Annotated in this window: 20 protein-coding genes; 17 read left to right on the forward strand and 3 right to left on the reverse strand. The window is 59.3% G+C overall.

Annotation, left to right across the window (positions count from 1 at the left end):
* The first annotated feature begins 86 nt into the window (after positions 1 to 86).
* From ACNAZA_RS00870 to ACNAZA_RS00895, 6 genes are all read left to right on the forward strand, one after another.
* Positions 87 to 941: a cysteine hydrolase family protein gene (locus ACNAZA_RS00870; RefSeq protein WP_415794514.1), complete on the forward strand. Its 855-nt coding sequence runs from the start codon at positions 87 to 89 to the stop codon at positions 939 to 941.
* A 66-nt stretch (positions 942 to 1,007) separates the two neighbouring features.
* Positions 1,008 to 2,246, forward strand: coding sequence for a nicotinate phosphoribosyltransferase (gene pncB, locus ACNAZA_RS00875; RefSeq protein ID WP_415794515.1), 1,239 nt, complete (start codon positions 1,008 to 1,010; stop codon positions 2,244 to 2,246).
* 17 nt (positions 2,247 to 2,263) lie between these two features.
* The gene (locus ACNAZA_RS00880) at positions 2,264 to 3,967 is read left to right on the forward strand and encodes an NAD+ synthase (protein ID WP_415794516.1); all 1,704 of its coding nucleotides are present in this window, start codon (positions 2,264 to 2,266) and stop codon (positions 3,965 to 3,967) included.
* Between the two features lie 171 nt (positions 3,968 to 4,138).
* Complete coding sequence (locus tag ACNAZA_RS00885; protein WP_415794517.1) at positions 4,139 to 5,302, forward strand: bifunctional nicotinamide-nucleotide adenylyltransferase/Nudix hydroxylase; 1,164 nt, start codon at positions 4,139 to 4,141, stop codon at positions 5,300 to 5,302.
* Between the two features lie 65 nt (positions 5,303 to 5,367).
* The gene (locus ACNAZA_RS00890; protein ID WP_415794518.1) at positions 5,368 to 5,868 is read left to right on the forward strand and encodes a GNAT family N-acetyltransferase; all 501 of its coding nucleotides are present in this window, start codon (positions 5,368 to 5,370) and stop codon (positions 5,866 to 5,868) included.
* A gap of 174 nt (positions 5,869 to 6,042) precedes the next feature.
* A complete protein-coding gene (locus ACNAZA_RS00895) occupies positions 6,043 to 6,330 on the forward strand; it encodes an H-NS histone family protein (protein ID WP_415794519.1) in 288 nt (95 codons plus the stop codon).
* Between the two features lie 52 nt (positions 6,331 to 6,382).
* On the opposite strand, the gene ACNAZA_RS00900 is transcribed toward ACNAZA_RS00895, so the two are convergent.
* The gene (locus ACNAZA_RS00900; protein WP_415794520.1) at positions 6,383 to 8,962 is read right to left on the reverse strand and encodes a chemotaxis protein CheW; all 2,580 of its coding nucleotides are present in this window, start codon (positions 8,960 to 8,962) and stop codon (positions 6,383 to 6,385) included.
* Positions 8,963 to 9,519: 557 nt separating this feature from the next.
* Between ACNAZA_RS00900 and ACNAZA_RS00905 the strand changes: the two genes are divergently transcribed.
* The gene (locus ACNAZA_RS00905; RefSeq protein WP_415794521.1) at positions 9,520 to 10,275 is read left to right on the forward strand and encodes a SapC family protein; all 756 of its coding nucleotides are present in this window, start codon (positions 9,520 to 9,522) and stop codon (positions 10,273 to 10,275) included.
* A 90-nt stretch (positions 10,276 to 10,365) separates the two neighbouring features.
* On the opposite strand, the gene ACNAZA_RS00910 is transcribed toward ACNAZA_RS00905, so the two are convergent.
* Entirely contained in the window at positions 10,366 to 11,298 is a 933-nt protein-coding gene (locus ACNAZA_RS00910; protein ID WP_415794523.1) for a peptidylprolyl isomerase, read from the reverse strand.
* Positions 11,299 to 11,701: 403 nt separating this feature from the next.
* Here ACNAZA_RS00910 and groES point away from each other — a divergent pair, with 403 nt between their 5' ends.
* Both groES and groL read left to right on the forward strand, forming a co-directional pair.
* Positions 11,702 to 11,992 carry a co-chaperone GroES gene (gene groES / locus ACNAZA_RS00915; RefSeq protein WP_120966310.1) on the forward strand — a complete coding sequence of 97 codons (291 nt, stop codon included), beginning with the start codon at positions 11,702 to 11,704 and terminating at the stop codon, positions 11,990 to 11,992.
* Positions 11,993 to 12,086: 94 nt separating this feature from the next.
* Positions 12,087 to 13,730: a chaperonin GroEL gene (gene groL / locus ACNAZA_RS00920; RefSeq protein WP_120966311.1), complete on the forward strand. Its 1,644-nt coding sequence runs from the start codon at positions 12,087 to 12,089 to the stop codon at positions 13,728 to 13,730.
* Positions 13,731 to 14,132: 402 nt separating this feature from the next.
* Here groL and ACNAZA_RS00925 read toward each other — a convergent pair whose 3' ends face one another.
* Positions 14,133 to 16,463, reverse strand: a complete 2,331-nt coding sequence (locus tag ACNAZA_RS00925; protein ID WP_415794524.1) for a penicillin-binding protein 1A — start codon at positions 16,461 to 16,463, stop codon at positions 14,133 to 14,135.
* 359 nt (positions 16,464 to 16,822) lie between these two features.
* Between ACNAZA_RS00925 and ACNAZA_RS00930 the strand changes: the two genes are divergently transcribed.
* The 8 genes from ACNAZA_RS00930 to ACNAZA_RS00965 all read left to right on the forward strand — a co-directional run bounded on the left by ACNAZA_RS00930 (position 16,823) and on the right by ACNAZA_RS00965 (position 24,913).
* A complete protein-coding gene (locus ACNAZA_RS00930) occupies positions 16,823 to 17,905 on the forward strand; it encodes a pilus assembly protein PilM (protein WP_415794526.1) in 1,083 nt (360 codons plus the stop codon).
* Positions 17,902 to 18,513 (forward strand): PilN domain-containing protein, encoded by a 612-nt coding sequence (locus ACNAZA_RS00935; RefSeq protein WP_415794527.1) that lies wholly within the window; start codon positions 17,902 to 17,904, stop codon positions 18,511 to 18,513. The genes ACNAZA_RS00930 and ACNAZA_RS00935 overlap by 4 nt, the downstream gene beginning before the upstream one ends.
* Entirely contained in the window at positions 18,513 to 19,193 is a 681-nt protein-coding gene (locus tag ACNAZA_RS00940; RefSeq protein WP_415794528.1) for a type IV pilus inner membrane component PilO, read from the forward strand. Before ACNAZA_RS00935 ends, ACNAZA_RS00940 begins: the two co-directional genes overlap by 1 nt.
* Positions 19,190 to 19,729 (forward strand): pilus assembly protein PilP, encoded by a 540-nt coding sequence (locus ACNAZA_RS00945; RefSeq protein WP_415794530.1) that lies wholly within the window; start codon positions 19,190 to 19,192, stop codon positions 19,727 to 19,729. The genes ACNAZA_RS00940 and ACNAZA_RS00945 overlap by 4 nt, the downstream gene beginning before the upstream one ends.
* A complete protein-coding gene (gene pilQ / locus ACNAZA_RS00950) occupies positions 19,726 to 21,825 on the forward strand; it encodes a type IV pilus secretin PilQ (protein ID WP_415794531.1) in 2,100 nt (699 codons plus the stop codon). Before ACNAZA_RS00945 ends, pilQ begins: the two co-directional genes overlap by 4 nt.
* A gap of 124 nt (positions 21,826 to 21,949) precedes the next feature.
* On the forward strand, positions 21,950 to 22,486 hold the full coding sequence (locus tag ACNAZA_RS00955; RefSeq protein ID WP_415794532.1) for a shikimate kinase: 537 nt from the start codon (positions 21,950 to 21,952) through the stop codon (positions 22,484 to 22,486).
* A 73-nt stretch (positions 22,487 to 22,559) separates the two neighbouring features.
* Positions 22,560 to 23,657, forward strand: coding sequence for a 3-dehydroquinate synthase (gene aroB / locus ACNAZA_RS00960; RefSeq protein ID WP_415794906.1), 1,098 nt, complete (start codon positions 22,560 to 22,562; stop codon positions 23,655 to 23,657).
* An 80-nt stretch (positions 23,658 to 23,737) separates the two neighbouring features.
* Positions 23,738 to 24,913, forward strand: coding sequence for a deoxyguanosinetriphosphate triphosphohydrolase (locus ACNAZA_RS00965; RefSeq protein WP_415794533.1), 1,176 nt, complete (start codon positions 23,738 to 23,740; stop codon positions 24,911 to 24,913).
* Positions 24,914 to 24,993 lie beyond the last annotated feature (80 nt).

Here is a 24,993-nt window from a genome sequence, read left to right on the forward strand (position 1 = left end):
ATATGCTTTGAAATTCACTTAGTTGCATAAATGATTTAACTAATCTAAACTGGCCTCCATCGCACAATGCATGGAAGGTGAACGACATGACAGGCAACTCCAGACCGCTCGCGCAGCTGCTCATCATTGATCCGCAAAACGACTTTTGTGATCTGCCCAGGGATTGGTGGCCGTTGTCGCCCCTCGATGGTTCAGTGACCGCGCCGGCGCTGCCCGTGCCGGGAGCCCATGCCGACATGCAGCGGCTGGCGCTGTGGATGTCCGCCCAGGGGCAGAGCTTGGAGCAGATCACCGTTACCCTGGACTCTCACCAGGCCTATGACATTGCCCACCCCGCGTTCTGGCAACAGGCCGATGGCGGAGCAGTGGCACCCTTTACCCAGATCACGGCGACGCAGCTGCGCAGTGGCGAGTACGCCCCCCGCGATGCGCAGCAGCTGCCGCACTGTCTGCAGTACCTGGATGCGTTGGAGGCCCAGGGCCGTTACAAGCTTATGGTCTGGCCCTTGCATTGCGAGATCGGCAGCTGGGGTCATGGCGTGCATGCCGATGTACTGGCTGCCTGTCGCCAGTGGCAGGAGCGGCAGCACCGGGCGGTGCGCACGGTGTTCAAGGGCATGAATCCCTGGACCGAACACTACAGCGCCATCCGCGCCGAGGTGCCGGATGTGCAAGACCCCGCAACCGATGTGAATGAGGGCTTGCTGGCCTGCTTGCACGCCAGCGAGTTGGTGGTAATTGCCGGCGAGGCCAGCAGCCACTGCGTGCGTGCCACCACCGAGCATCTGGTGGAACACTGGCAGGGTGATTTGTCGCGCCTGGTGCTGCTGACCGACTGCATGAGCCCGGTCAGCGGTTTCGAGCAAGCCCATGTGGACTTTGTGCAGCGCATGCGTGCCAGCGGAGTACGCTGCGAAACCAGCACCAGCTTCAACATATAAGATAAATTGAGTGATAGCCCTTTCTGATATTGCGTCAGTAGCTCACATTTTTGCAAAGATAACGGTATGACACCCATCATCACCAGCCTGCTGGATACGGACCTGTACAAGTTCACCATGTGGCAGGCCATGCTGCACCGCCACCCTCAGACCGAGGCCGAGTACGAATTCGTCTGCCGCACGCCTACGGCATTTCCTTTGGCCGAGTTGCTGCCCGAGGTCAACCGCGAGCTCGATGCCTTGTGCTCGCTGCGTTTTGCGTCCGATGAGCTGGCCTATCTGGCGGGCCTGCGTTTCATGAAGAGCGATTTCATCGATTTTTTGCGCATCTTCCAGTTCCAACGCGCCTTTATCAGTGCCTGGGCCGAGGGCGACAGGCTGCATATCGTGGCGCGCGGCCCGCAAGTGCATGTGATGGGGTTCGAGATCTATGTGCTGGCCATCGTCAACGAGCTGTATTTCCGTCGCTTTGATGCCGATGCCGCCATCGTTGAAGGCCGCAAGCGTTTGGCACACAAGCTCGATCAGCTCAAACACCTGGCGGTGGAAGCCAAGCTGCACAACCCTTTCGAGTTGTTTGACTTCGGCGTACGCCGTCGTTTCTCGGGCCCATGGCAGCGCGAGGTGGTGCAGGCTTTTGCCACCGAGACGGCGCAATGGTTCAAAGGCACTTCCAATGTGCTGCTGGCACGCGATCTCAACATCGTGCCGATTGGCACCATGGCCCATGAGTACATGCAAAGCTATCAGGCGCTGGGCGTGCGCCTGCGCGATTTCCAGATCGCGGCGCTGGAAGACTGGGTGCAGGAATACCGGGGCGATCTGGGCATCGCCCTGACCGATACCGTGGGCATGAATGCTTTTCTGGCCGATTTCGATATGTACTTTGCCAAGCTGTTCGACGGGCTGCGCCACGACTCGGGTGACCCCTTCGAGTGGGGCGAAAAAGCGCTGGCTCATTACGCCAAGCTGCGCATAGATCCGCAGAACAAGCGCCTGGTGTTCTCGGACGGGCTGGATCTGGACATGGCCCTGGCCCTGTACCACCGCTTTGCCGACCGTATCCAGTGCGGCTTTGGCATAGGCACGCGCCTGACCAATGACATGGGCCTGACCACCATCAACATCGTGATGAAGCTCACCCATGCCAACGGCCAGCCCGTGGCCAAGATTTCGGACTCTCCGGGCAAGACGCTGTGCACGGATGAAACCTATCTGGCCTATCTGCGCCAGGTCTTCAGCATTGCCGACCCGGTACCTCTGCCTGCGGTTGCGCTCAAGCTGGCCGCCAGCGGCGTCTTTTAATGGATCAGGAGCACACCATGCTGCGCATCACCCTTGCCCAACTGAACTATATGGTGGGAGACATTGCCGGCAATATCCGGCGCATGACCGAGGCGGCCCAGCAGGCGGCCCAGGAGCAGGCTGATCTGCTGGTGTTCTCCGAGCTGTCGTTGTGCGGCTACTACCCCGGCGACATGCTTGATGAACCCAGCTTTTTGCAGCGGCTCGATGAGGGATTGCAGCAGTTGCTGACGGCCACGCGCCAGTTTCCCGAGCTGCACTGGGTGGTGGGCGCGCCCACCCGCTCGCAAGGGCCGGGCAAGCCGCTGCACAACAGCCTGCTGGTCTTGAAGGATGGCGCGGTACGCCTGCGCTACGACAAGCAGCTGCTGCCCACCTACAACATCTTTGACGAACGCCGCCACTTCGAGCCCGGTGCCGATACGGCCAAGGTGCTGCGAGTGGGCAACTGCCAGGTGGGCTTTCTGGTCTGTGAAGATGGCTGGAACGACCAGGGTGCGGACTACGCCACCAATCCTTTCTCGCGTATGGGCGATGCTGCGCCTGATATGGTGGTCAGCATCAACGCCAGCCCCAGCCATCTGGGCAAGCGCGAGCAGCGTCATGAGGTGTTCAAGCAGGCGGCCGAGCGCCACAAGCTCTCCATCCTCTATGTGAACCAGGTGGGCGGCCAGGATCAGATCGTCTTCGACGGCGCCTCGTTTGTGGTGGAGCCCGGTCGTGGCGTGGTGTTTGAGGCCAAGCGCTTTGCCGAGGATCTGTGCACGCTGGAGTTAGGCGACGACGGCCGCTTTGTGCAGGCCGGCGGCCAGCCATTGGAAGCCGTGCCCGTGCAGGGGCTGCCCACCATGGAGTTCTACCGCCAGCAAATCGTGCTGGGCCTGCGCGATTACGCGCGCCGCTGCGGTTTCAAGCAGGTGGTGGTGGGCAGCTCGGGCGGTATTGATTCCGCACTCACGCTGGCGCTGGCCGTCGATGCGCTGGGGGCCGAGAACGTGGTGGGCATCACCATGCCTTCGCGCTATTCCTCGGCGGGCTCGGTCGATGACTCGGTGGAGCTGTGCCGCAATCTGGGCATCCAGCTTTATGAACATCCGATCAAGGATCTGGTCGATACCTATGCGCGCCAGTTCGAGGCCAGTTTTGGCGAGCCGCTCAAAGGGCTGGCACTGGAGAATCTGCAGGCGCGTGCGCGCGGCACCACGCTGATGGAGTTCTCCAATGCTTGCGGCCATTTGCTGCTGACCACGGGCAACAAATCCGAAGTCTCGGTGGGCTATTGCACGCTGTACGGCGACACCAACGGCGGCCTGGGCTTGCTGGGAGATCTGTACAAGACCGAGGTCTTCGAGCTCTCGCGCCATATCAATGCGCGCGCGGGTCGCGAGCTGATTCCGCAGGCCATCATTGACAAGCCGCCCTCGGCCGAACTGGCGCCGGGACAGAAGGACGAGGACAGCCTGCCGCCTTATGCGGTGCTGGATGAAATCCTCAAGTGGCAGATCGAGGGTCATCACTTGTCCAGCAGCGAATATGAACATGCTGCGCAATTTGTGGCTCAGCTCAAAACCCAGGCCGGCGGCCCTGAACTGATTGCACGCGTGCAAAAGATGGTGTTTCGCAGCGAATACAAGCGCCGTCAGGCTCCGCCCATGCTGCGTGTGCGGCCGAGGGCATTTGGTACGGGCCGGCAAATGCCAATTGCTGCACACTACGAATAGGAGTGGTGGATAAAGCTCTGCTGGCGTTGCGGCCCAATCTTGTCGTCCCTGTGGGGCTGCCTGCGATTGAGCAACTAGCCTGGATCGCTACGCCGAGCTTTCTGCACCACTCAATACCTCACTTTCTGATATGCCCTCACGGGCGCTGATTTCTGTACGGGTTTCGCTCTCATGCCTCAAGCCAGTTCTCACATTTCCAGCAAGCGCGTTCTCTCCGCAGCTCCCGAGACGTTGCCCACCTCGCTGCCGCTGCACACCGCTGTGCTGATTGGCCGCTTTCAGCCTCTGCACAACGGCCATATGGCGCTGCTGCATGCGGCGCTAGAGCGTGCGCGCCAGGTGGTGGTGGTGTTGGGCAGTGCCTGGCAGGCCCCCAGCCCCAAGAACCCTTTCAGCTGGCAGGAGCGCGCGCAGATGCTGCGTGCTTCGCTCTCCAAAGAGCAGGCCGATCGCGTGCACTGCGTGCCTGTGCGTGACTATTACAACGAGCCGCTATGGGTGCATGCCGTGCGTGATGCCGTGGGTGCGCTGGTGCCCGAAGGTGCCAGTGTGGCGCTGGTGGGACACTTCAAGGATGCCAGCAGCAGCTATCTGGCCCGCTTTCCGGGTTGGGAGCTGATCAGCCTGCCGCGCCTGGGCCAGTTTGATGCCACGCCGCTGCGCGAGATTTATCTGGGCGAGGGCGGTTCATCGCCTCAGGCCATGGACGCGGCCCTGGCCAAGCTTGCCGACCAGATACCCGAAAGCACGCTGGCTTTTTTGCGCCGCTGGGCCCACACGTCGCTGTATGCACGCATGCAAAAAGAGTGGCAGATGTTGCAGGCCTATAAAGAGGCCTGGTCCAAGGCTCCATATGCGCCGGTGTTTGTGACCGTGGACGCCTTGCTGCGCTGCCATGCCAGGGGGCAGGACCAGGTACTGCTGATTCAGCGCGGCCATGCGCCCGGCCTGGGCCTATGGGCTTTGCCCGGCGGTTTTCTGGAGCAGCGCGACAGCCTCTGGCAATCTTGCGTGCGCGAGCTGCGTGAGGAGACCTGTGCCACCGTGAGTGAGGCCGATCTGCTGGCAGCACTGCAAGCCGTGCAAGTGTTTGATCATCCTGATCGCAGCCTGCGCGGGCGTACCATTACCCATGTGCACTACCTGAATCTAGGCATGCAGCCCAGCCTGCCGCCGGTGCAGGGTGCTGATGATGCCGCCCAGGCCCGCTGGGTTCCGGTGGCTGATCTGGCGCAGATGGAGGACGAGTTCTTCGAGGACCACTTCCAGATCCTGTGCCAGTTTCTGCCCATCACGCTGGCGAACACGGATTCACCAGCCCAACGGGTGGCCTGAAACTCCTGAAAACATAGCTTCAAGCGCATGATGAATATGGGCTTGAGGCCTTTTTTATTGAAATAATGAGCGCTTTGAAGATTCGCCCTGCCACCGAGCGGGACATAGACCTCATCCTGCAGTTTGTGCGGGAGCTGGCCATTTATGAAAAAGCCGAGCATGAGGTGCTGGCGACGCCCGATCATGTGCGCAATACCCTGTTTGGTGCGAACCCTGCCGTCTTTGGTCTGATCTGCGAGGTGGATGCCAAGGCGATTGGCTTTGCCGTGTACTTCTTCAACTATTCGACCTGGCAGGGGCGCCATGGCCTGTATCTGGAAGACCTTTATGTCACGCCGGACGCCCGCGGTCATGGGGCCGGCAAGGCGCTGTTGCAACATCTGGCGCAGATTGCCATGGACAAGGATTGCGGGCGCTTTGAGTGGAGCGTGCTGGACTGGAATACGCCGTCCATCGAGTTCTACGACAGCCTGGGTGCATTGCCGCAGAACGAATGGATTCGCTATCGCATGACAGGCGATGCGTTGCAGGCCCTGGCCGCTGGCGCACAAAAGCTGCCGGCCTGACCGGGCAGGGTGCGACAGGTTCGTGCTTGCTTGTATACATTGCGGCCAAAATGTAAATACGCAGCTTCAACAGTGGAGCTTGGGCCTGCGTGGGCCACAATGATGAGTTTTGACACAAATTAACCGTCACCCCGAGGTGGCTGTTACAAAACTGACTCCTTGAGGGTAGACCGGATGCCAAGCTATCAAGAGCTGATTGCTCAAAAGAACGAACTGGACAAGCGCATCGAGCAGGCGCGCAACAGCGAATCCAAAGAGGCCCTGGCCACGATCAAGCAACTGATCGACACCTTTGGTTTCACGGCTCAGCAGGTATTTCCCTGGAAGCCTGAGGAAAAGAAAAAGGTTCAGGCCAAGTATTACGACCCTGAAAGCGGTGCAGTCTGGACCGGGCGCGGCAAGGCGCCCAAGTGGATAGACGGCAAGGACCGCAGCGAGTACGAAATCCAGGCTACGGCTTGATTTCAGTGGCGTACATGCAAAAAAAGGACGGGTGACCCCCGTCCTTTTTGTTTTAGGCGCTGACGGTTTTCTGCAAAACCTGCAGCAAGTTGGCGGCGTTGAGGCGCTGCACCAGCAACTGACCCTGGTTAGCCTTCACCAGCTTGTCTACCAGCATGCCCGCGCCTGCCATGGCGGGCGGGTCGATGATTTGTTCGGGCGCAAAACATGTCACGCCTTGCAAATCGCCGACCAGCAAACCCAGCTTGCGCCCGGCATGCTCCATCACGATCACTTGGCTTTGTGCGGTGATGCGGCTGGGGCGAGCTTTGAGCAGGGCGCAAAGATCGAACACCCAGACATAGCCGGCTACCGCCCCCTGGCTGTGCCGCGCCAATGTGCCCACGCAAAACGGCAGACGATTGGCAGAAACCGGAGCGATGGTGGAGGCCGGCAGGGCTTCGAGTACGCAAGCGGCGTCCAGTGCCATCAGGTCGGCCTCGACAAAGAAGGTGGCCATTTCCTGCGCGCCCTGCTTGTGCTCTGAGGATGCCAGCGTCAGAGTGCGCCGCAGCACGGCGGCCGAAGCGTCTGGCTGCACGGCCCCAAAAGACTGTATGGCGATGGCCAGAATGTCTTCGCGGTAGCCGTCGCTGCGCTTGAACTCCCGGTAGCCCGTGCCTGCAGTGGCGGCCATGATGCAGTAATGGCCCGCATGCTCCGTGGCGCCGGCCCAGCTTTGGCCGCAGGCCAGCTTCAAAAGCTCCGGAGGCAAGTCCATGTGGCTGTTCACGGCATAGGCTGGATCGGTGGAGGCCATGACCCGGCCGGAACGGTTCAGGTACAGCACGCGGGTGGGCAGGCTGTGCTGGACGGGCGCCGCGCCATAAAGCATGGCGTGCAGCTCGCGCTGGGCATGAAACACCAGGCCTATGCCGCCCAGCACCTGCCCCTGGGGGGCGCGTATGGCCGCATGATAGGCATAGCTGGGCAGGCCGTCGCTGTTCAGATCCTGAGTGCAGCAGGCCCAGGGCGTCACGTAGTAAGCCTGAGGGTTGGGGAGCAACTGCACCTGGGCCAGTGTTTGGGCCTCGATCTGCATGCCAAGCAATGGATGCTTGCTCTCCTCGACATTCGCCCCCCACTGGCTGCAGGCAAGGATGCGGCCCGAGGCGTCGTACACAAAAATCTGGCTGTAAACGGTATAGAGCTGGTGGATATGCGTCAGCGTGCGGTTGGCCTGCTGCACCTGCAGGGCTGTTTCTGCACGGTTGCTGGCGGCTGCCAGCAACTGCGGCCATTGCGGGGCCAGTGCCCACCAGCGGCAGTCATTGGCGCGTTCATAAAGATTACGATCCAGCAAGTCCACCAGCAACTGGCTCAGCAGCATGTTGTCATGCAAGGCCGTGGCGATCACCGTGTGGTACAGCGTGCTGATGGATTGGGAAAATACCTCGTTGGTGCGGCTGCCGGTTTCGCCAATCTGCTCCAGCACGGCTTGCAAACGGTCGCTGTCTTTTTGCTTGCCCGCCGTCATGACCTGGCCATTCCATACCACGCGGCGAATCGTGTCTGCTGCTGTGGCGATGGCATGCAGCGGCGGACAGAAGCGGCGGGCGTGCGTCAGCAGCCCATGGGCCACCTGCGGTGAGGTGTGGCGTTGCAAGGCATCACGGCCGGAAAAAGCCTGCTCCACTGGCGTCATGACAAGGGCTTGCCAGCCTTCAGGCCCCGGATAGCCCTGATAGCCTTGGGATGCTGCGGTTTGCACCAGATAGGTGCGTCCTGCGTGAAGAAAGGTGCTGAACGCGCCACCTTGGTGCAGCGGCAAATGCTGCCCCAGGCCAATCCAGTGCGTATCGCTGCTGGCCAACACTATTCCATCAGCATTCGTCAGCAAGGCAATCTGGGCGGCGGCCTGCGCGCTGCGGGGCTGGAAGATGCCTCGCATCTCGCCCTCAAAGTCAAACACCAGGCACAGCACAGCGGTCACTTCACCGGTGACCGGGTGAAGCATGGGGTGGGAGTAGGTCAACGTCTGCCCATGGCCGGGGCGCAGGTCGGTGATCCCAAAGCTTTCCACATGAGATTTGCGTTGCAGCGTGCGGGCAATGAGCGGGTTGCGGCTGTGGGTGACGGGGCTGTCCTCATCGGTTTGCGCCAGCACCAGGCCCTGCGGGTCGAGTAGAAAAATTGCGTTATACACCGTGTATTTGCTGCGATAGGCCTGCAGTCTTGCGCGTACAGAATCTGCATCCGGACCGGAGAGCCCGGCCACAAAGTGGCACAACTCTTCATCGGTGGCCAGAAAGCCCACATCTGCGGTGCGCTCGTAGAGATTGCGCACCAGCGTATCAATTACATGGCGAGCGCGCGTGGCCAGGCCGGCCATGACGCCTGCGACCGATTGATCCACCATGGACTGCACAAGATCGAGCTCCAGCTTTTCGAAGCCCTGCCGCGTGGCGGCCATCATGGGCAGCAGGGCACGGGCCTCCTGCGGGCAGTTCATCTTGGCGCTGGCTTCAATTAGCCGCCACATCAGGTTCAGTTCACGCAGCGAGCTTTCGCACTGGGTGACATGGCGCATATAGGGAATGAAAGCGTTGATCTGCAGCGAGTGGTCACGGCTCGCGTCCGGGGGCGTTGTCATCTCAGGGTGCATGCGCATGCACTGCAAGAGTCAGGCCTACTTGTAAGCAATAGTTGAACTTTGCTTCTGTGCCGACGTCAGCTTATCGGCTGGCATAAGTGCTTACCCGGACTGCCTCATTGAAGTTTCGTTCAGAAAGCGGCCCCCTTTCGAGGGGCGTTGCTGCATGAATCAGTGCTTAGCAGCAGGTAGGCGTGGACGATGAGCAGCTCCCAGCAGTCCAGCCCCGCTAACGCACCTGAACGAAACTCCGTGGGGGCGACAGGGAGTGCCAGCCGCCTGATATCTGTTGTGGTGCCGCCGCAGTAATCCCCATAACCCCGGCCGCCGATTCCCTCTTCCGTGGTACGGTTCGAGCAGAAGGCTTTGGTCCTGACGTACTTGGAACTTACGCCGTGCCGCAGGTGCTGAATATGGCTTCCAGTGGCTTGTTGTTGAACCTGCCTTATGACGAAAGCGTTACGCAATCCTAATCTTTCACGACAGAAAACATCCGGTCTTCTAACGACCTGCCATCAGAGACAGATACCTCAACTCGCACACTCTGCTTCGACACCATGACTTCACAGACTTTGTTTCCTTTGTTTTACGAGCAACCTCGCCCGCTGTCTTCTGGTGAGCACGCGAACCTGTCGTTCACCGGTAACACGGACTATGCCTACGCGGCCAAGACCAACGCCGTGCCGCTGGTGGCAACTGAGCTGCCAACCGCATGCCGCTATTTCCCTATCGTCTTTTCAGGCGATGAGCCCGCGCCGGTTGCTGTACTGGGTGTGCGTGGCGAGGAAAACCTGTTCGTCGATGCCGACGGCCAATGGCGTGCCGACACCTATGTGCCGGCCTATGTGCGCCGCTATCCCTTCATCTTCATGGAAAATGACGAGCGCAGCCAGTTCACACTTTGTATCGACGAGAAGGCTGCTTCGGTAGTGGATGGTCGTGACAATCCGCTTTTTGATGAAGCGGGTGAGCCTACGGACCTGGCGCGCAGCGCGCTGGCGTTCTGCCGCGATTACCAAAATCAGCACTCCTACACGATGGAGTTTGCGCGGGCAGTGGTCGAGGCCGATTTGCTGGTCGAGAACCGTGCCGATATCACTTTGGCCAATGGCCAGCGCCTGGCGATGTCTGGCTTCAAGGTGATCGACGAAGCGCGCTTCAACAAACTGCCGGACGATGAATTCCTGCGCTGGCGCGCGAATGGTTGGCTGGCCTTGGTCTATTGCCACTTGTTGTCGATCAATACCTGGCCTAGCTTGATCAACCAAGTGCAAGAATCCGCTGTGGCAGAAGCCGAAACAGCCGAAGCGTAAGCTCTGTCACAGCAGCTTTGCGCTGTTTGCCTTGCACTGAAGTGGTGGAGAGGTGAAGCATTGAGGTTTTTCTTCTCCACCTCTGGGCTATCAGTTGATTTTTTGCAGCGCGGCTTCCAGGGCCGCGTTGTCGATTTTCACGTCAGCAGGCGGTGCGAGCTTGCTTAGGTACTCATTGGCAAGCTCCCGCTGACGTTGCTCTCGCAAAGCGGTTTGCAGTGCGGGCTTGACCTCTTCCAGAGTGGCGAGGCGCGATGGTTGAGTTGCCAGCAGCTTGAGCACATGGAAGCCAGAAGCGGACCGCACGGGTTCACTGACTTGGTTGAGTTGCATGCTGGCGACGACATCACGGGTCTCTGGCAATAACTGTGCCAGAGGTAAATTTCCGACTTCTCCGCCTTTTGCCGCACTGGGCGTGTCTTGCGAGTGGGCTTTGGCCAGCGCTGCAAAGTCCCCTTCGCGTGATTGCTTGGCCAACTCGTCGGCCTTTTTGCGTACGGCGGCAATCGTTGCGGCATCCGCATCGGCGGCAACGGGCAGGAATATCTGTGCGACCCGATAGGTTGCCGCAATATGGAGTTGGGGCTTGGCTCGCTCGTAGGCGGCATTGACGTCGGCATCGCTTGGGAAGTCAGCCGGCAAGCGCGCAATTGACTCCAGGTAGCTGCTGCTGACGATACGGGCCGTGACGTCCTTGATGGCGGTATCGATGCGGGCCTTGACCTCCGGGCGTTCTGCCCACTTTTTTTGCTGGGCTTCGCGCAGCAGGGCTTCGCTCGCCAAACGTTGGCGCAGCCAGTTATCCAGACCTGCGCGGTCGCTTTTGACTTTGGCACGCTCGTTGTCGGGCATGGCGCGCAATAGCTGCTGGACTTCCGCTGAAGAGATGTGGATGGTGCCCAGCTTGGCAACCGCAGCGTCTGATGTCTTCGTCGGGGTCTGCGCCATGGCGCTGCTGCTCATGAGAACGATCAGAGCCAAGCTCATTGCACTAGGTACGTTGTGGCGGGACAGAAATTTCATTGACTATCACTTTCTTATTGCGCGCTGAAAGCGCCGACGGAATCGGCCAGCTTTTCCTGGCTGGCAGCAAGCCTCACGGAATGTAGCGTCTCAAACTCTACCGGAGGCCGGTCATGCTCAGATGAATGTCTGCGAAAAACATCTGGCCGTAGCCAAAGGCCGCGCTGGGGCGCTGTACCAAGTAGTGCAGTTCGGTTTGCGGATGGCGCAGTGGATTTGCTGCGAGTGGGCCTATGACTGAGTGCAGATTTGTACAAGCTCTTGAAACTCAGAAAAATTGCCTTATTATTAGCACTCAATGGGGTCGAGTGCTAATAAGCTCTGGACCTCACACTTTTCCGAATGCTGGCAGTTGTTGCCAGCAAGTCTTGTTTCAACTTTGTTGATGTATTTAGGAGTTGGTATGAACCTGCGTCCCCTGCACGATCGCGTGATCGTCAAGCGCCTCGAAAACGAAACCAAGACGGCTTCGGGCATCTTTATCCCCGACAACGCCGCCGAGAAGCCTGACCAAGGTGAAGTGCTGGCAGTGGGTCCCGGCAAGCGCAACGACAAGGGCGAACAAGTGGCCCTGAACGTCAAGGTCGGTGACCGCGTTCTGTTCGGCAAGTACTCGGGCCAGACCGTGAAGGTCGACGGCGACGAGCTGCTGGTGATGAAGGAAGACGACCTGTTCGCAGTCGTCGAGAAGTAAGTTCTTCTCCAAGAAACTCATAAATTCATAGCTGTTGGCGCTTCATTGATAAGCGTTGACAGCCAAATTGATCCAAATTTTGTAGGAGCCAAAAATGGCAGCAAAAGACGTAGTTTTCGGCGGTGAAGCACGTGCACGCATGGTTGAAGGCGTGAACATTCTGGCTAACGCAGTCAAAGTGACCCTGGGCCCCAAGGGCCGCAATGTGGTGCTGGAGCGCTCGTTCGGCGCCCCCACCGTGACCAAGGACGGTGTGTCCGTGGCCAAGGAAATCGAACTCAAGGACAAGCTGCAAAACATGGGCGCTCAGCTCGTGAAGGAAGTGGCCTCCAAGACCAACGACATCGCCGGTGACGGCACCACGACTGCTACCGTGCTGGCCCAAGCCATCGTGCGTGAAGGCTCCAAGTACGTGGCCGCTGGTCTGAACCCCATGGACCTGAAGCGCGGTATCGACAAGGCTGTGATCGCCCTGGTGGAAGAGCTGAAGAAGCAATCCAAGGCCACGACCACTTCCAAGGAAATCGCTCAAGTCGGTTCCATCTCCGCCAACTCCGACGAATCCGTGGGCAGCATCATTGCTGAAGCCATGGACAAGGTTGGCAAGGAAGGCGTGATCACCGTTGAAGAAGGCAAGAGCCTGGCCAACGAACTGGATGTCGTGGAAGGCATGCAATTCGACCGTGGCTACCTGTCGCCCTACTTCATCAACAACCCCGAAAAGCAAGCCGCGATTCTGGACAACCCCTTCGTGCTGCTGTTCGACAAGAAGATCAGCAACATCCGCGACCTGCTGCCCACACTGGAGCAAGTTGCCAAGGCTGGCCGTCCCCTGCTGATCATTGCTGAAGATGTCGAAGGCGAAGCCCTGGCAACTCTGGTGGTGAACACCATCCGCGGCATCCTGAAGGTTGTGGCTGTGAAGGCTCCTGGCTTCGGCGACCGCCGCAAGGCCATGCTGGAAGACATTGCCATCCTGACTGGCGGCAAGGTTATCGCTGAAGAAGTGGGCCTGACCCTGGACAAGGTGACTCTGGAAGACCTGGGCCAAGCTCAGCGTGTCGAAATCGGCAAGGAAAACACCACCATCATCGACGGTGCTGGCCAAGCTGTTGAAATCGAAGCCCGCGTCAAGCAAATCCGCGCTCAGATCGAAGAAGCGTCCAGCGACTACGACCGTGAAAAGCTGCAAGAGCGCGTGGCCAAGCTGGCCGGCGGTGTTGCCGTGATCAAGGTTGGCGCTGCCACCGAAGTCGAAATGAAGGAAAAGAAGGCCCGCGTTGAAGACGCCCTGCACGCTACCCGCGCTGCTGTGGAAGAAGGCATCGTGGCCGGCGGCGGCGTGGCTCTGCTGCGCGCCAAGCAAGCTGTGGGCACTCTGTCCACTGGCAATGCCGAGCAAGACGCCGGTATCAAGCTGGTGCTCAAGGCGGTGGAAGCTCCTCTGCGCGAAATCGTGGCCAACGCCGGTGGCGAGCCTTCGGTGGTGGTGGACGCTGTGTTGAAGGGCCAAGGCAACTTCGGCTTCAACGCTGCCAACGACACCTATGGCGACATGCTGGAAATGGGTATTCTGGATCCCACCAAGGTGACTCGCACTGCACTGCAAAACGCTGCTTCCGTGGCTTCGCTGCTGCTGACCACCGAGTGCATGATCGCTGAAGCCCCCAAGGCTGACGGCGGCCCTGCCATGCCCGACATGGGTGGCATGGGTGGCATGGGCGGCATGGGCATGTAATTGCCAAGCTGCTGACCGAATGGCCGCAAGGCCATTCAACCAGCTCCGAAAAGGCCGCATTCATTGCGGCCTTTTTTATTGCCTTTTATGAATCAAACTAGCATCTAGCCCTTTGCCTTATTGCGCTAGTTGCTCATGTTTTTAAATTCTCGATGCGAGCGGCATTACCCGGTCTCGTGCAGGAGGCTTGTGCCTGGGAGCATTGCAGTTCCTGATTCCGTGGTGCGCCAAGCTGAAATTTGCTGCACATCTGCCGGCATGCGGCCCCACCGCGTAGATGAGTAATGTGAGCAATGGCCGACCGCCATAAAAAACGCCCGGAGCTTGCGCGCCGGGCGTTTGGGTTGTGGCCTTGGCTTTCAGCGAATGAACGTCATTCGCTGATGCCTGGCTTGATTCTGATCAGTTGCGGAACAAGTCCAGAATGCGGCTGCGCTCTTCGGTTGCAGGCGCAGGCGTGGAGCCGCCAGCCGAGCCGGTGTTGGCATCGCTGCCGTCCATGCCCAGGTTGCTCACGCCGCCGCCACGGACGTTCTCTTCGTAGTACCAGTCGCCACCCATGTTGACCACGCCTGGAGGCACGGGCATTTCGGCCACAGGTACGCCCTTGAGCGCGTGCTGCATGAAGCTGATCCAGATGGGCAGGCTCAGACCGCCACCGGTTTCGCGCGAGCCCAGATTGCGTGGCGTGTCATAGCCAATCCACGAGACCGCTGCCATGGTGGGCTGAAAGCCGGTAAACCAGGCATCGACCGAGTCATTGGTGGTGCCGGTCTTGCCATACAGGTCAGGGCGCTTGAGCGTGGCCTGGGCCCGGGCTGCCGTACCCACGCGAGCCACGTCGTTGAGCATGGTGCTCATGACAAAGGCGTTGCGGGCGGGAATGGCCTGGGGCAGATCAGTGACCGGAGGCGGCGTGAACTCGGACAGTACGCGGCCCTTGTGATCCGTCACTTTGGCAATCAGCCAGGGGTTGGCGCGGTGGCCGCCGTTGGCAAAGACCGAGTAGGCCGCAGCCATCTGCAAAGGCGTCACCGAGCCTGCACCCAGGGCCAGTGTCAAATACGCGGGTTGCTTGGCGGCTTCGAAGCCAAAACGGGTCGCCCATTCCTGGCCTTGCTTGGGGCCCACGGCCTGCAGCAGGCGGATGGAAATCATGTTCTTGGACTTGTTCAAGCCCGTGCGCATGGTCATGGGGCCATCGTAGCGGCCATCGTAGTTCTTGGGTTCCCAGGGCTGGCCGCCGGTGACGGAGGAGCCAAAGAAAATCGGCGCATCGTTGATCATGGTGGCAGGCGAGAAGCCTTTCTCCAGCGCTGCCGAGTAGATCACCGGCTTGAAGCTGGAGCCAGGCTGGCGCCAGGCCTGCGTCACATGGTTGAACTTGTTCTTTTCGAAGTCAAAACCGCCGACCAGGGCGCGGATGGCACCCGTCTGGGGCACCACTGCGACAAAAGCGCCTTCCACCTCGGGCAGTTGCGTGGCTTCCCAACTGCCCTTGGGTGTCTTGACGGCACGAATCACGGCGCCGGGACGAATCTTGATATTGGGTGGTGCCTTGGGGCTCAATCCCGATTCCACGGGCTTCAAGCCGTCGCCGGTGATCTCGAAGTGCTCGCCGTCTGCGCGGGCAGCCACAATCTTGCGCGGCCCGGCTTCCAGTACCACGGCAGCAATCACGTCGCCGTTGTCGGGGTGGTTGGCCAGGGCGTCGTCAATGGCATCTTCCAGTTCCTGGGCGTTGCCGGGCATGGCGATGAACTTCTCCGGGCCGCGGTATTTCTGGCGGCGCTCGTAGTTCATGATGCCTTCACGCAGCGCCTTGTAAGCCGCTTCCTGCTCGCCAGCATTCAGCGTGGTGTAGACATTGAGGCCGCGGGTATAGGCTTCGCTGCCGTATTGGGCAAAGATGAGCTGTCTGGCCATTTCCGCCACATATTCGGCATGAACACGGGTGGAGTTGCTGGCCGTGCGGATCTTGAGCTGCTCTTCGCGGGCCTCTTTGGCCTGGTCGGCAGTGATGAAACCGTTTTCCTCCATGCGGTCAATGATGTACTGCTGGCGGATCTTGGCGCGCTTGGGGTTGCTGATGGGGTTGTAAGCCGAAGGTGCCTTGGGCAGGCCCGCAAGCATGGCAGCCTCTGCGACGGTGATGTCCTTGAGCGGCTTGCCGAAATAAGCCTCGCTGGCAGCTGCAAAGCCGTAAGCGCGGTTGCCCAGATAAATCTGGTTCATGTAGATCTCGAGGATCTGGTTTTTGGTCAGCAGATGCTCAAGCTTGAAGGTGAGCAGGATTTCGTAGATCTTGCGGGTAAAGGTCTTCTCGGAAGAAAGATAGACATTGCGCGCCACCTGCATGGTGATGGTGGATGCACCCTGGCTCTTGACCTTGCCCAGGTTGGCCAGCGCTGCGCGCAACATGCCTTTGTAGTCCACGCCGCCGTGCTCGAAGAAACGGGTGTCTTCAATGGCCAGCACTGCGTTGGTCATGACTTTGGGAATCTCCTGGATGGGCGTCAGGGTGCGGCGTTCCTCACCGAATTCGCCCAGCAAGGCGCCTTCGCTGGAATACACGCGCAGCGGCAGCTTGGGACGATAGTCTGCTAGTTCAGAGACGTCGGGCAGGTTCGGGTAGGCCATGGCCAACGCGACGGCGACGGCCAGGGCTGCGGCCAGTACGCCAGCCACCGCTAGGCCAAACAGCCAGAGGATGGAACGGGGGAGCCAGTGCATGCGGCGCTTGGGAGAGTTGGGAGCAGACCGGGGAGTCTGTGAAGCAGAGTTATCTGATGGCGGCATTTCGCTGTATGTCCAATGGATCGAGGCATTATAGAAATGCCCTCTGTCGGCTTGACGCTCTTGGGAAAGCGAGGCGTTTGGCCGTCAGGCAAACAAGCATCCTATGCCAGCTGCCTGAGCGTAGTGTTTGCGTGGAGATTGTGCTGTTGCATTTGATGGGGCACAAAAATGTATTTTTTTGGCCACGATATAAGGGAGAACCTTGTATGAGTAGCGCTTGCCGCTGCTCGCATGCTGATAGCATCCAGCATTAGTCTGGGCATTTGTTTCGGTTATTACATATTAAAGGGGACATGTTGATTGCTCTGAGTTCCTTATTCAGTCGTCAGCCTGCACCTCTGCTTGGCATTGATATCAGCTCATCCAGTGTGAAGCTGGTGGAGTTGTCCCAAAGCAAGTCGGGTGAGTTGCAGCTGGAGCGCTGCGCCATCGAGCCGCTGGAAAAGGGCTGGATCACGGACGGCAACATCGAAAAATTCGAAGAAGTTGCAGATGCCCTGCGTCGTCTGGTCAAGAAAAGTGGCACGCGGACCAAGAATGTGGCCATGGCCTTGCCCGCCTCTGCCGTCATTACCAAGAAAATCACGCTTCCTGCCGGCATGAGCGAGCAGGAACTGGAGCTGCAGGTAGAGTCTGAAGCCAACCAGTACATCCCTTTTTCTCTGGATGAGGTGAGCCTGGACTTTTGTGTGATGGGGCCGTCTGCCGTATCGCATGGGGACGTGGACGTGCTGATCGCCGCTTCGCGCAAGGAAAAAGTGCAGGATCGCCAAGGTCTGGCAGAAGCCGCCGGGCTCAAACCCGTGATCATCGATATCGAATCTAACGCGGCCCGCATGGCGGCAGCGCGCTTGATGTCCCTCTTGCCCAATGAAGGCAGCGGAGCGGTGGTGGCACTGTTTGAAGTCGGTGCCATGACCACCAGCATGCAGGTGCTGCGTGATGAGGACGTGCTGTATGAGCGCGATCAGGCGTTTGGCGGCGCCCAGCTGACCCAGCTGATTGCGCGCCAGTATGGTTTTTCCCCCGAAGAGGCCGAAGCGAAAAAACGCAGCGGTGATCTGCCCGACGACTACAACACTGCGGTGCTCAAGCCTTTTGTGCAAAGCCTGACGCAAGAGGTGGCGCGTGCCTTGCAGTTCTTCTTTACCAGCACGCCCTACAACCGCGTAGATCACATCTTGTTGGCCGGCGGTTCAGCTTCGCTGCCAGGTCTTGCCGAGGCGGTAAGTCAGCAGACCGGCTTTGCCTGTGGTTTGGTCAATCCTTTTGACGGCATGGAGATTGGCAGCGGTGTGCGTCTCAAACGTATGGCCAGAGAGGCTCCCTCATATCTCACCTCCTGCGGTCTGGCCTTGCGGAGGTTTGTCGCGTGATCTTGATCAATTTACTGCCGCATCGAGAGGCGGCCAAAAAGCGTCGCAAAGAGGCTTTTCAGGTCAATATGGTGCTGGCTGCACTGGCGGGCTTGCTGGTCGCAGGGCTTATCTACTGGGCCTTCCAGGCGATGATCGAGAATCAGCAGAACAAGAACAATCTGCTGCGCTCGGAGATCACGATGCTTGAGGCTCAGATCAAGGAGATTGCCGGCCTGGAGGGTGAAATTACCGCTTTGCGTGCGCGCCAGAAGGCGGTGGAAGATCTGCAGTCGGACCGAAATTTGCCCGTGCACATGCTCAATGAACTGGTCAGGCAACTGCCGGACGGTGTGTACATCACCAGTATCAAGCAAGAAGGGCTGATGGTCACCATGCAGGGGACGGCCCAGTCCAATGAACGCATTTCGGAGATGCTGCGCAATTTGTCCGAGGGAACACCCTGGTTCTCCAAGCCTGAACTGCAGGAAATCGTGGCCAAGACGGTGGATGTGACTCCCAAGGAGAAGCGCCGGGCCGCTGCATTCACGTTGCGCTTCAATCTGACGCGTGTGAGCGATGCAGAAAAAAGCATGGCGGCGGCCAATCAACCGGTGGGGGCAAAGTGATGGCCAAGAAGAAAAAGTCGCTGGACATCGATTTTGCGGCGCTGCAGGACAGGGTTCAGCGCCAGTTTCGCAATCTGGATCCCAACGACCCTTCGGTGTGGCCGGTACTGCCAAAAGCCCTGCTGTATGCGGCGGTCGCGGTCGCTGTCACCGCTTTGCTGTGGTTTGTGCTGCTCAAGGACTACGAGGCGGAACTGGAGCAGGAACGCACGACCGAGCAGACCTTGCGTCAGGATTACCAGAGCAAGCTCAGCAAGGCTGTGAGCCTGGATGCCTTGAAAAAGCAGCGCGAACAGGTGGAGCAGTATGTGACGCAACTGGAAAAGCAGTTGCCCAGCAAAGCCGAAATGGCGGCCTTGCTCTCGGATATCAATCAGGCAGGCCTGGGTCGAAGCCTGGAGTTTGAAATGTTCAGACCCGGCGCGATGGTGACCAAGGAGTACTACGCAGAGCTGCCCATTAGCTTGAAGGTGGCGGGTCGCTACCATGACATAGGCTCTTTTGCTTCCGATATTGCATTTCTGTCCCGCATCGTGACCTTGAACAACCTGTCCATTGCGCCTGCGAGTCCGGATAAGGGCTCGGACATATTGATCATGGATGCGACAGCCCGTACCTTCCGCTATCTCGATTCGGAAGAAGTCAAGGCTCAGCGCGATGCATCCAAGGGGAAGAAATGAACAAGGCCATAGCCGGCATATTTGTCTTGGCGCTTGCACTTTCGGGCTGCATGTCCTCGGATGAGGACCAGTTGCGCGAGTGGATGGCGCAGGAGAGGGCGAATGCCAAGCCCAGAATCACACCACTGGAAGAGCCCAAACCGTTTAAACCCCAGGCCTATGACGCTGGGCAGGGCATGGAGCCATTCAATCCCATGAAGCTGATTCAGGTGCTGCGCCGGGAATCGGCACAGTCCAATGCCAACGCCAGCCTGATTGCGCCAGAGCTCAATCGCCGCAAGGAACCGTTGGAGTCGGAGCCGCTGGACACCATGACCATGGTAGGCAGCCTGGACAAGAAAAACGTGCCTACGGCCTTGGTCAAGGTGGGCAGCCTGTTGTACCAAGTGCGGGTCGGAAACTACCTGGGCCAGAACTACGGAAAAATTACCCAAATAACGGAGAACTCCATTCAACTGCGTGAAATCGTCCAAGACGGTGGCGGGGACTGGATTGAGAAGACGAGTACTTTGGAGTTGCAGGAGGGGAGAAAATGATGGGCAAGCACCACAGCGTTTTGGCAAAAGCCCGTTGGGGATTGACTCTCGGCGGATTGTTGGTCAGCTCCTTGGCATGGGCTCAGGCACGTATTGAATCGGTCACAGGCGTATTGCAATCCGGCACGGAAGTGATTCGTGTGGAACTGTCCGAGCCATTGACGGCTGATCCCACAGGCTTTGTGATCCAGTCGCCCGCGCGCATTGCCCTGGATTTCCCTGGTGTCACCAACGCCACAGGCAAGTCTCTGGTGGATTTCAATCAAGGCAATTTGCGCTCAGCCAATATCGTGGAGGCTTCCGGACGCTCTCGTCTGGTGCTGAATCTGAAGGCTGCGACCACCTACAAGCTGCAACGCCAGGGCAAGGCTTTGCTGATCGTGCTCGATCCCGCCAGCGCTGCGCAAGCTGCAGCGCCTGCCGTATCGCGTGTGTTCGAGAACAAGACGGCTGTCAGCGATGTGCCCCCGATTCGCGATGTGGATTTCCGCCGTGGCCCCGATGGCTCCGGCCGCATTGTGGTGGGCTTGGGCAGCAACCAGGTGGGTGTGGATTTGCGTCAGGAGGGCAAGGGTCTGGTCATTGACTTCCTGCGTACTTCCTTGCCGGAGAATTTGCGCCGCAAGCTGGATGTGGGTGATTTTGGTACGCCGGTGCAAACCATTTCGACGGTGGCACAGGGCGATCGGGTGCGCATGCGTGTGGATGCCTTGGGCGAATGGGAGCACAGCGCCTACCAAAGTGACAACCAGTTTGTGCTGGAGATTCGCCAGAAGAAGATAGATACCAGCAAGCTGACCCAGGGTCCGGGTTACAGCGGCGAAAAGCTGTCGTTGAATTTCCAGAATATCGAAGTGCGCTCGCTGCTGCAGGTGATCGCTGATTTCACCAACTTCAACATCGTCACTTCGGACACGGTCACGGGCGCTCTGACCTTGCGGCTCAAGGATGTTCCCTGGGATCAGGCTTTGCAGATCATCATGGATGCCAAGGGTCTTGGCATGCGCAAGTCCGGCTCGGTGCTGTGGATTGCGCCCAAGGACGAAATCGATGCCCGCACCAAGCGCGACTATGAAGCGGCGATGGAAATCCAGAAGCTAGAGCCGTTGCGCACTCAGGGCTTCCAGCTCAATTACGCCAAGGCTGCCGATATCTTGCAGCAGATCACGACGTCTACAGGCGGTGGTGGTGGCGTTGGTCAAAGCACGCGCTTTCTGTCGATCCGTGGTTCGGCAATCTCTGAGCCTCGCACCAATCAGCTGTTTGTTACCGATACCCCTTCCAAGCTGGAAGAGTTCAAAACGCTTTTGGCTACTCTGGATGTGCCGGTGCGGCAAGTCATGATCGAAGCGCGCATCGTGGAGGCCCGTGACACCTTTGGGCGCTCTTTGGGCGTGAGATTTGGTGGCGGAGCCGTGGGCAGCAATGCAGCCATGACGTCCTCCCAGTTTTTGCCAAATACCTCTGGCGGAACGGCAGCGACCTTTCCCAGTGGGAATTTCGTGAACCTTCCCGCCAGTATTTCGGGCATCAACACCGTTGGGCAGATTGCGTTTTCGGTGTTCAACAGCTCCATGTCGCGCTTTCTGTCGCTGGAGCTGTCCGCGCTGGAGGCCGAGGGCGATGGCAAGATCATCTCCAACCCTCGCCTGGTGACGGCAGATCAGAACAAGGCCTTGATCGAACAAGGTACGGAGTACCCGTATTCGGTGACGGCTCCCAATGGCGCCACCACCATCTCGTTCAAGAAAGCGGTGCTGAAGCTGGAAGTCACGCCCCAGATCACGCCGGAAGGCGACATCATTCTGGATCTGGACGTGAACAAGGACAGCCGTGGTGAGACCACGACCCAGGGCGTGGCCATCGATACCAAGCACATCAAGACGCAGGTGCTGGTGGAGAACGGCGGCACGGTGGTGATCGGCGGCATCTTCGAGATGGAAGAAACCAATCAGGTCACCAAAGTACCTTTGCTGGGCGATATCCCAGGGCTTGGCAATTTGTTCAAGACCAGAACCAAGGCCTCGACCAAGCGTGAAATGCTGGTCTTCATCACTCCCAAAATGCTCAGTCAGGTGCGTAACTCAAACAAGTAACGGGCGGCGTTTCTTACTGTGCCAAGGCCTGCATCGCGAGACTGCAGGCCTTTTTTATGGGCGAAAGCCTGGACGCTGCGACAATCGGGCTCCTCTCAATTGCACGGACAGTCTGGCGGATTCCATGAGTTTGTTGACAGCATCACATATTGCTTTGGTAGGTTTGCCCGGGAGTGGCAAATCCACTATTGGCCGTTATTTGTCCAAGCGCTGGTCCATGCCTTTTGTGGATGTGGATGTGGCAATCGAGGAGCAGATTCAATGCTCTATTCGCGATTTCTTTGCGAAAGAGGGGGAAGCCTGCTTTCGCGACGTGGAGCGCGATGTTCTGGCGCAGCTGCTGTCCCGGTCCGCACCCATGGTGATTGCCACCGGTGGCGGTGCCGTGCTGAGGCCTGAAAATCGCATGCAGCTGAAAGCGCATTCCAAGGTGGTGTATCTGAGTGCCTCGCCCCATGAAATCGCTCGTCGCTTGCAGCGCGATACCCAGCGCCCGCTGTTGCAGGTGGATAACCCGCTGCAGCGGCTGATGGACCTGCTGGCGGTGCGTGACCCCTTGTACAAGGAAGTGGCTGATTTCGTGGTGGCAGGCGGCGGCCTGTCGGCAACGCAAGTGGCGCAACGCGTGGCCATGCAGGTCGAGCTGGGAACTCCCGGCTGAGCGCTTTGGGCGCCCCGGGCGCCGGCTTGAATATTCGGAGGCACGCAGCCTCGGCAAGAAATGCAGATAGGAAATCGAAGTGGAAACCGTGCAGATTGATTTGGGCGAACGCAGCTACTCCATCGTGATTGATCAAGGTGTGGTGCCGCAAAGTGCTACCTGGCAAAAGCTGCCCAAGGCGGCTGCGGCCTTGATCGTGACCAATGATGTGGTGGCCCCGCTGTACCTGGCATCGCTCAAGGCGGCGCTGCAAACCCAGTACCCACAGGTGCACGAAGTCATATTGCCCGATGGCGAGGAGCACAAGGACTGGCAGACGCTGAACCTGATCTTTGACGGCTTGCTTGCCAACGGCTGCGATCGCAAGACCGTGCTGTTTGCCCTGGGTGGTGGCGTGGTTGGCGATATGACGGGTTTTGCTGCGGCAAGCTATATGCGAGGCGTGCCTTTTGTGCAGGTGCCGACCACGCTGCTGTCGCAAGTCGATTCTTCGGTAGGGGGCAAGACGGCCATCAACCACCCGCAGGGCAAGAACATGATCGGTGCGTTCTATCAGCCGCAGCTGGTGGTTTGCGACCTGGCAACGCTGGCAACTTTGCCTGCGCGCGAGCTGAGCGCAGGGCTGGCGGAAGTCATCAAGTACGGCCCGATTGCCGATATGGAATTTTTCAGCTGGCTGGAGAGCCATGTGGATGCTCTGCGCGCGCAGGAATCTGCGGCGCTGGTTCATGCCGTCAGGCGCAGCGTGGAGATCAAGGCCTGGGTGGTGGGGCAGGACGAGAAGGAATCCGGACTGCGCGCCATTCTCAATTTCGGTCACACCTTCGGCCATGCCATGGAAGCCGGCATGGGCTACGGCAACTGGCTGCATGGTGAGGGCGTGGCCGCAGGCATGGTGATGGCGGCAGAGCTTTCCAAGCGACTGGGCCTGGTGGACGAAGCCTTTGTGCAGCGTCTGCGCAGCTTGATAGAGCGAGCCGGTCTGCCTGTGCGCGGCGCGGTGATTGATGCGCAAGACAATGCGGGCCGCTATCTGGAGCTGATGCGTGTGGACAAGAAGTCCGAGGCGGGCGAGATTCGCTTTGTGCTGATCGATGGTCCGGGCAAGGCGGTGATGCGATCGGCGCCCGATGCGCTGGTGCGCGAAGTGATTGACGCCTGCTGTGTCTGATTGCGAGCGGGCTGCGGCCCGGTTTCGCTGAAGTTCAACGCAAGCTGCTAGAGTGACTCCATCGCAAGATGGGGTGAACCATGCAGACCTTGGCAGTTTATGCCTGCGACCCAGCGCAAAGCCGGGGCCGCCGTTTCACAGAGCCTGCAGCGCCTACGCGCAGCGACTTTCAGCGTGATCGCGATCGCATCGTCCATTCCTCGGCTTTCAGGCGCCTGGTTTACAAGACCCAGGTGTTTGTGAATCACGAGGGCGATCTGTTTCGCACGCGGCTCACCCATTCGCTGGAGGTGGCGCAGCTGGGACGATCGATTGCCCGCTCCCTGGGGCTGGATGAAGACCTGGTGGAAGCCATCTGCCTGGCTCACGATCTGGGACACACACCGTTCGGCCATGCGGGGCAGGATGCGCTCAATGAATGCATGCGCACGCATGGCGGCTTTGAGCACAATCTGCAAAGCCTGCGCGTGGTGGATCGCCTGGAAGAGCGTTACCCGCAGTTCGATGGCCTGAATCTGAGCTTCGAGACGCGCGAAGGCATTTTGAAGCACTGCTCGCGCAGCAACGCCGAGCTGATCGAAGCGCGCGAGCCCGGCGGTGTGGCGCAGCGTTTTCTGGCGGGGACCCAGCCTTCGCTGGAGGCCCAGCTGTGCAATCTGGCCGATGCCATTGCCTACAACGCCCATGATGTGGATGACGGCGTGCGCTCCGGTCTGATCACCATGAGCCAGCTGTGCGATGCCGTGCCTCTGTTTGGGCGCTACCACGAGGCGACGCTGGCTCAGCATCCCGAGCTGGGCCTGCCTCTGGCGGATAGGCGCCTGCTGTACGAGAGCATTCGGCGCATGCTCAGTGATCAGGTGTATGACGTCATAGACACCTCACGCCTGTGCCTGGCGCAGTCTGGCGTGCAATCGGTACAGGATGTGAGGGCTGCAGGCCGCTTGCTGATCAGCTTCAGCGATGCCATGAAGGCCGAGTCTCAGCAGCTCAAGCAGTTTTTGTTGCGCCAGCTATACCGTCACCCCCAGGTCATGCAGACCATGGACAGTGCCCAGCAAGTGGTGCGCGATCTGTTCGCCGCCTATATGGTGGAGCCTGAGCGCATGAAGCCGCGCTTTGTACAGCGCTCGCTGGGGGAGGATTCGCTCAGCGGTCGCGCCCGGGTGGTGTCTGACTTCATCGCCGGCATGACGGATCGCTATGCGGCGCGCGAGCATGAACGTATTACCGGGCTCAAACTGCTGGGAGCGTAGCTGGTGGCCTTCGGGGTTTAGCCTGGCGGCGCAAGCAGTGCGGCTGCCGGATCGCTAAAATACGTGCCCTGTGTGCCAGA

The sequence above is a fragment of the Comamonas aquatilis genome (assembly GCF_965139575.1).
GTDB lineage: Bacteria > Pseudomonadota > Gammaproteobacteria > Burkholderiales > Burkholderiaceae_C > Comamonas > Comamonas aquatilis.

What these genes read in the sequence shown, in the direction of transcription:
- ACNAZA_RS00870 (WP_415794514.1), top strand. Translation starts at nt 87, where the DNA reads ATGACAGGCAACTCCAGACCGCTCGCGCAGCTGCTCATCATTGATCCG.
- pncB (WP_415794515.1), top strand. Translation starts at nt 1,008, where the DNA reads ATGACACCCATCATCACCAGCCTGCTGGATACGGACCTGTACAAGTTC.
- ACNAZA_RS00880 (WP_415794516.1), top strand. Translation starts at nt 2,264, where the DNA reads ATGCTGCGCATCACCCTTGCCCAACTGAACTATATGGTGGGAGACATT.
- ACNAZA_RS00885 (WP_415794517.1), top strand. Translation starts at nt 4,139, where the DNA reads ATGCCTCAAGCCAGTTCTCACATTTCCAGCAAGCGCGTTCTCTCCGCA.
- ACNAZA_RS00890 (WP_415794518.1), top strand. Translation starts at nt 5,368, where the DNA reads ATGAGCGCTTTGAAGATTCGCCCTGCCACCGAGCGGGACATAGACCTC.
- ACNAZA_RS00895 (WP_415794519.1), top strand. Translation starts at nt 6,043, where the DNA reads ATGCCAAGCTATCAAGAGCTGATTGCTCAAAAGAACGAACTGGACAAG.
- ACNAZA_RS00900 (WP_415794520.1), bottom strand. Translation starts at nt 8,962, where the DNA reads ATGACAACGCCCCCGGACGCGAGCCGTGACCACTCGCTGCAGATCAAC.
- ACNAZA_RS00905 (WP_415794521.1), top strand. Translation starts at nt 9,520, where the DNA reads ATGACTTCACAGACTTTGTTTCCTTTGTTTTACGAGCAACCTCGCCCG.
- ACNAZA_RS00910 (WP_415794523.1), bottom strand. Translation starts at nt 11,298, where the DNA reads ATGAAATTTCTGTCCCGCCACAACGTACCTAGTGCAATGAGCTTGGCT.
- groES (WP_120966310.1), top strand. Translation starts at nt 11,702, where the DNA reads ATGAACCTGCGTCCCCTGCACGATCGCGTGATCGTCAAGCGCCTCGAA.
- groL (WP_120966311.1), top strand. Translation starts at nt 12,087, where the DNA reads ATGGCAGCAAAAGACGTAGTTTTCGGCGGTGAAGCACGTGCACGCATG.
- ACNAZA_RS00925 (WP_415794524.1), bottom strand. Translation starts at nt 16,463, where the DNA reads ATGCACTGGCTCCCCCGTTCCATCCTCTGGCTGTTTGGCCTAGCGGTG.
- ACNAZA_RS00930 (WP_415794526.1), top strand. Translation starts at nt 16,823, where the DNA reads ATGTTGATTGCTCTGAGTTCCTTATTCAGTCGTCAGCCTGCACCTCTG.
- ACNAZA_RS00940 (WP_415794528.1), top strand. Translation starts at nt 18,513, where the DNA reads ATGGCCAAGAAGAAAAAGTCGCTGGACATCGATTTTGCGGCGCTGCAG.
- ACNAZA_RS00945 (WP_415794530.1), top strand. Translation starts at nt 19,190, where the DNA reads ATGAACAAGGCCATAGCCGGCATATTTGTCTTGGCGCTTGCACTTTCG.
- pilQ (WP_415794531.1), top strand. Translation starts at nt 19,726, where the DNA reads ATGATGGGCAAGCACCACAGCGTTTTGGCAAAAGCCCGTTGGGGATTG.
- ACNAZA_RS00955 (WP_415794532.1), top strand. Translation starts at nt 21,950, where the DNA reads ATGAGTTTGTTGACAGCATCACATATTGCTTTGGTAGGTTTGCCCGGG.
- ACNAZA_RS00965 (WP_415794533.1), top strand. Translation starts at nt 23,738, where the DNA reads ATGCAGACCTTGGCAGTTTATGCCTGCGACCCAGCGCAAAGCCGGGGC.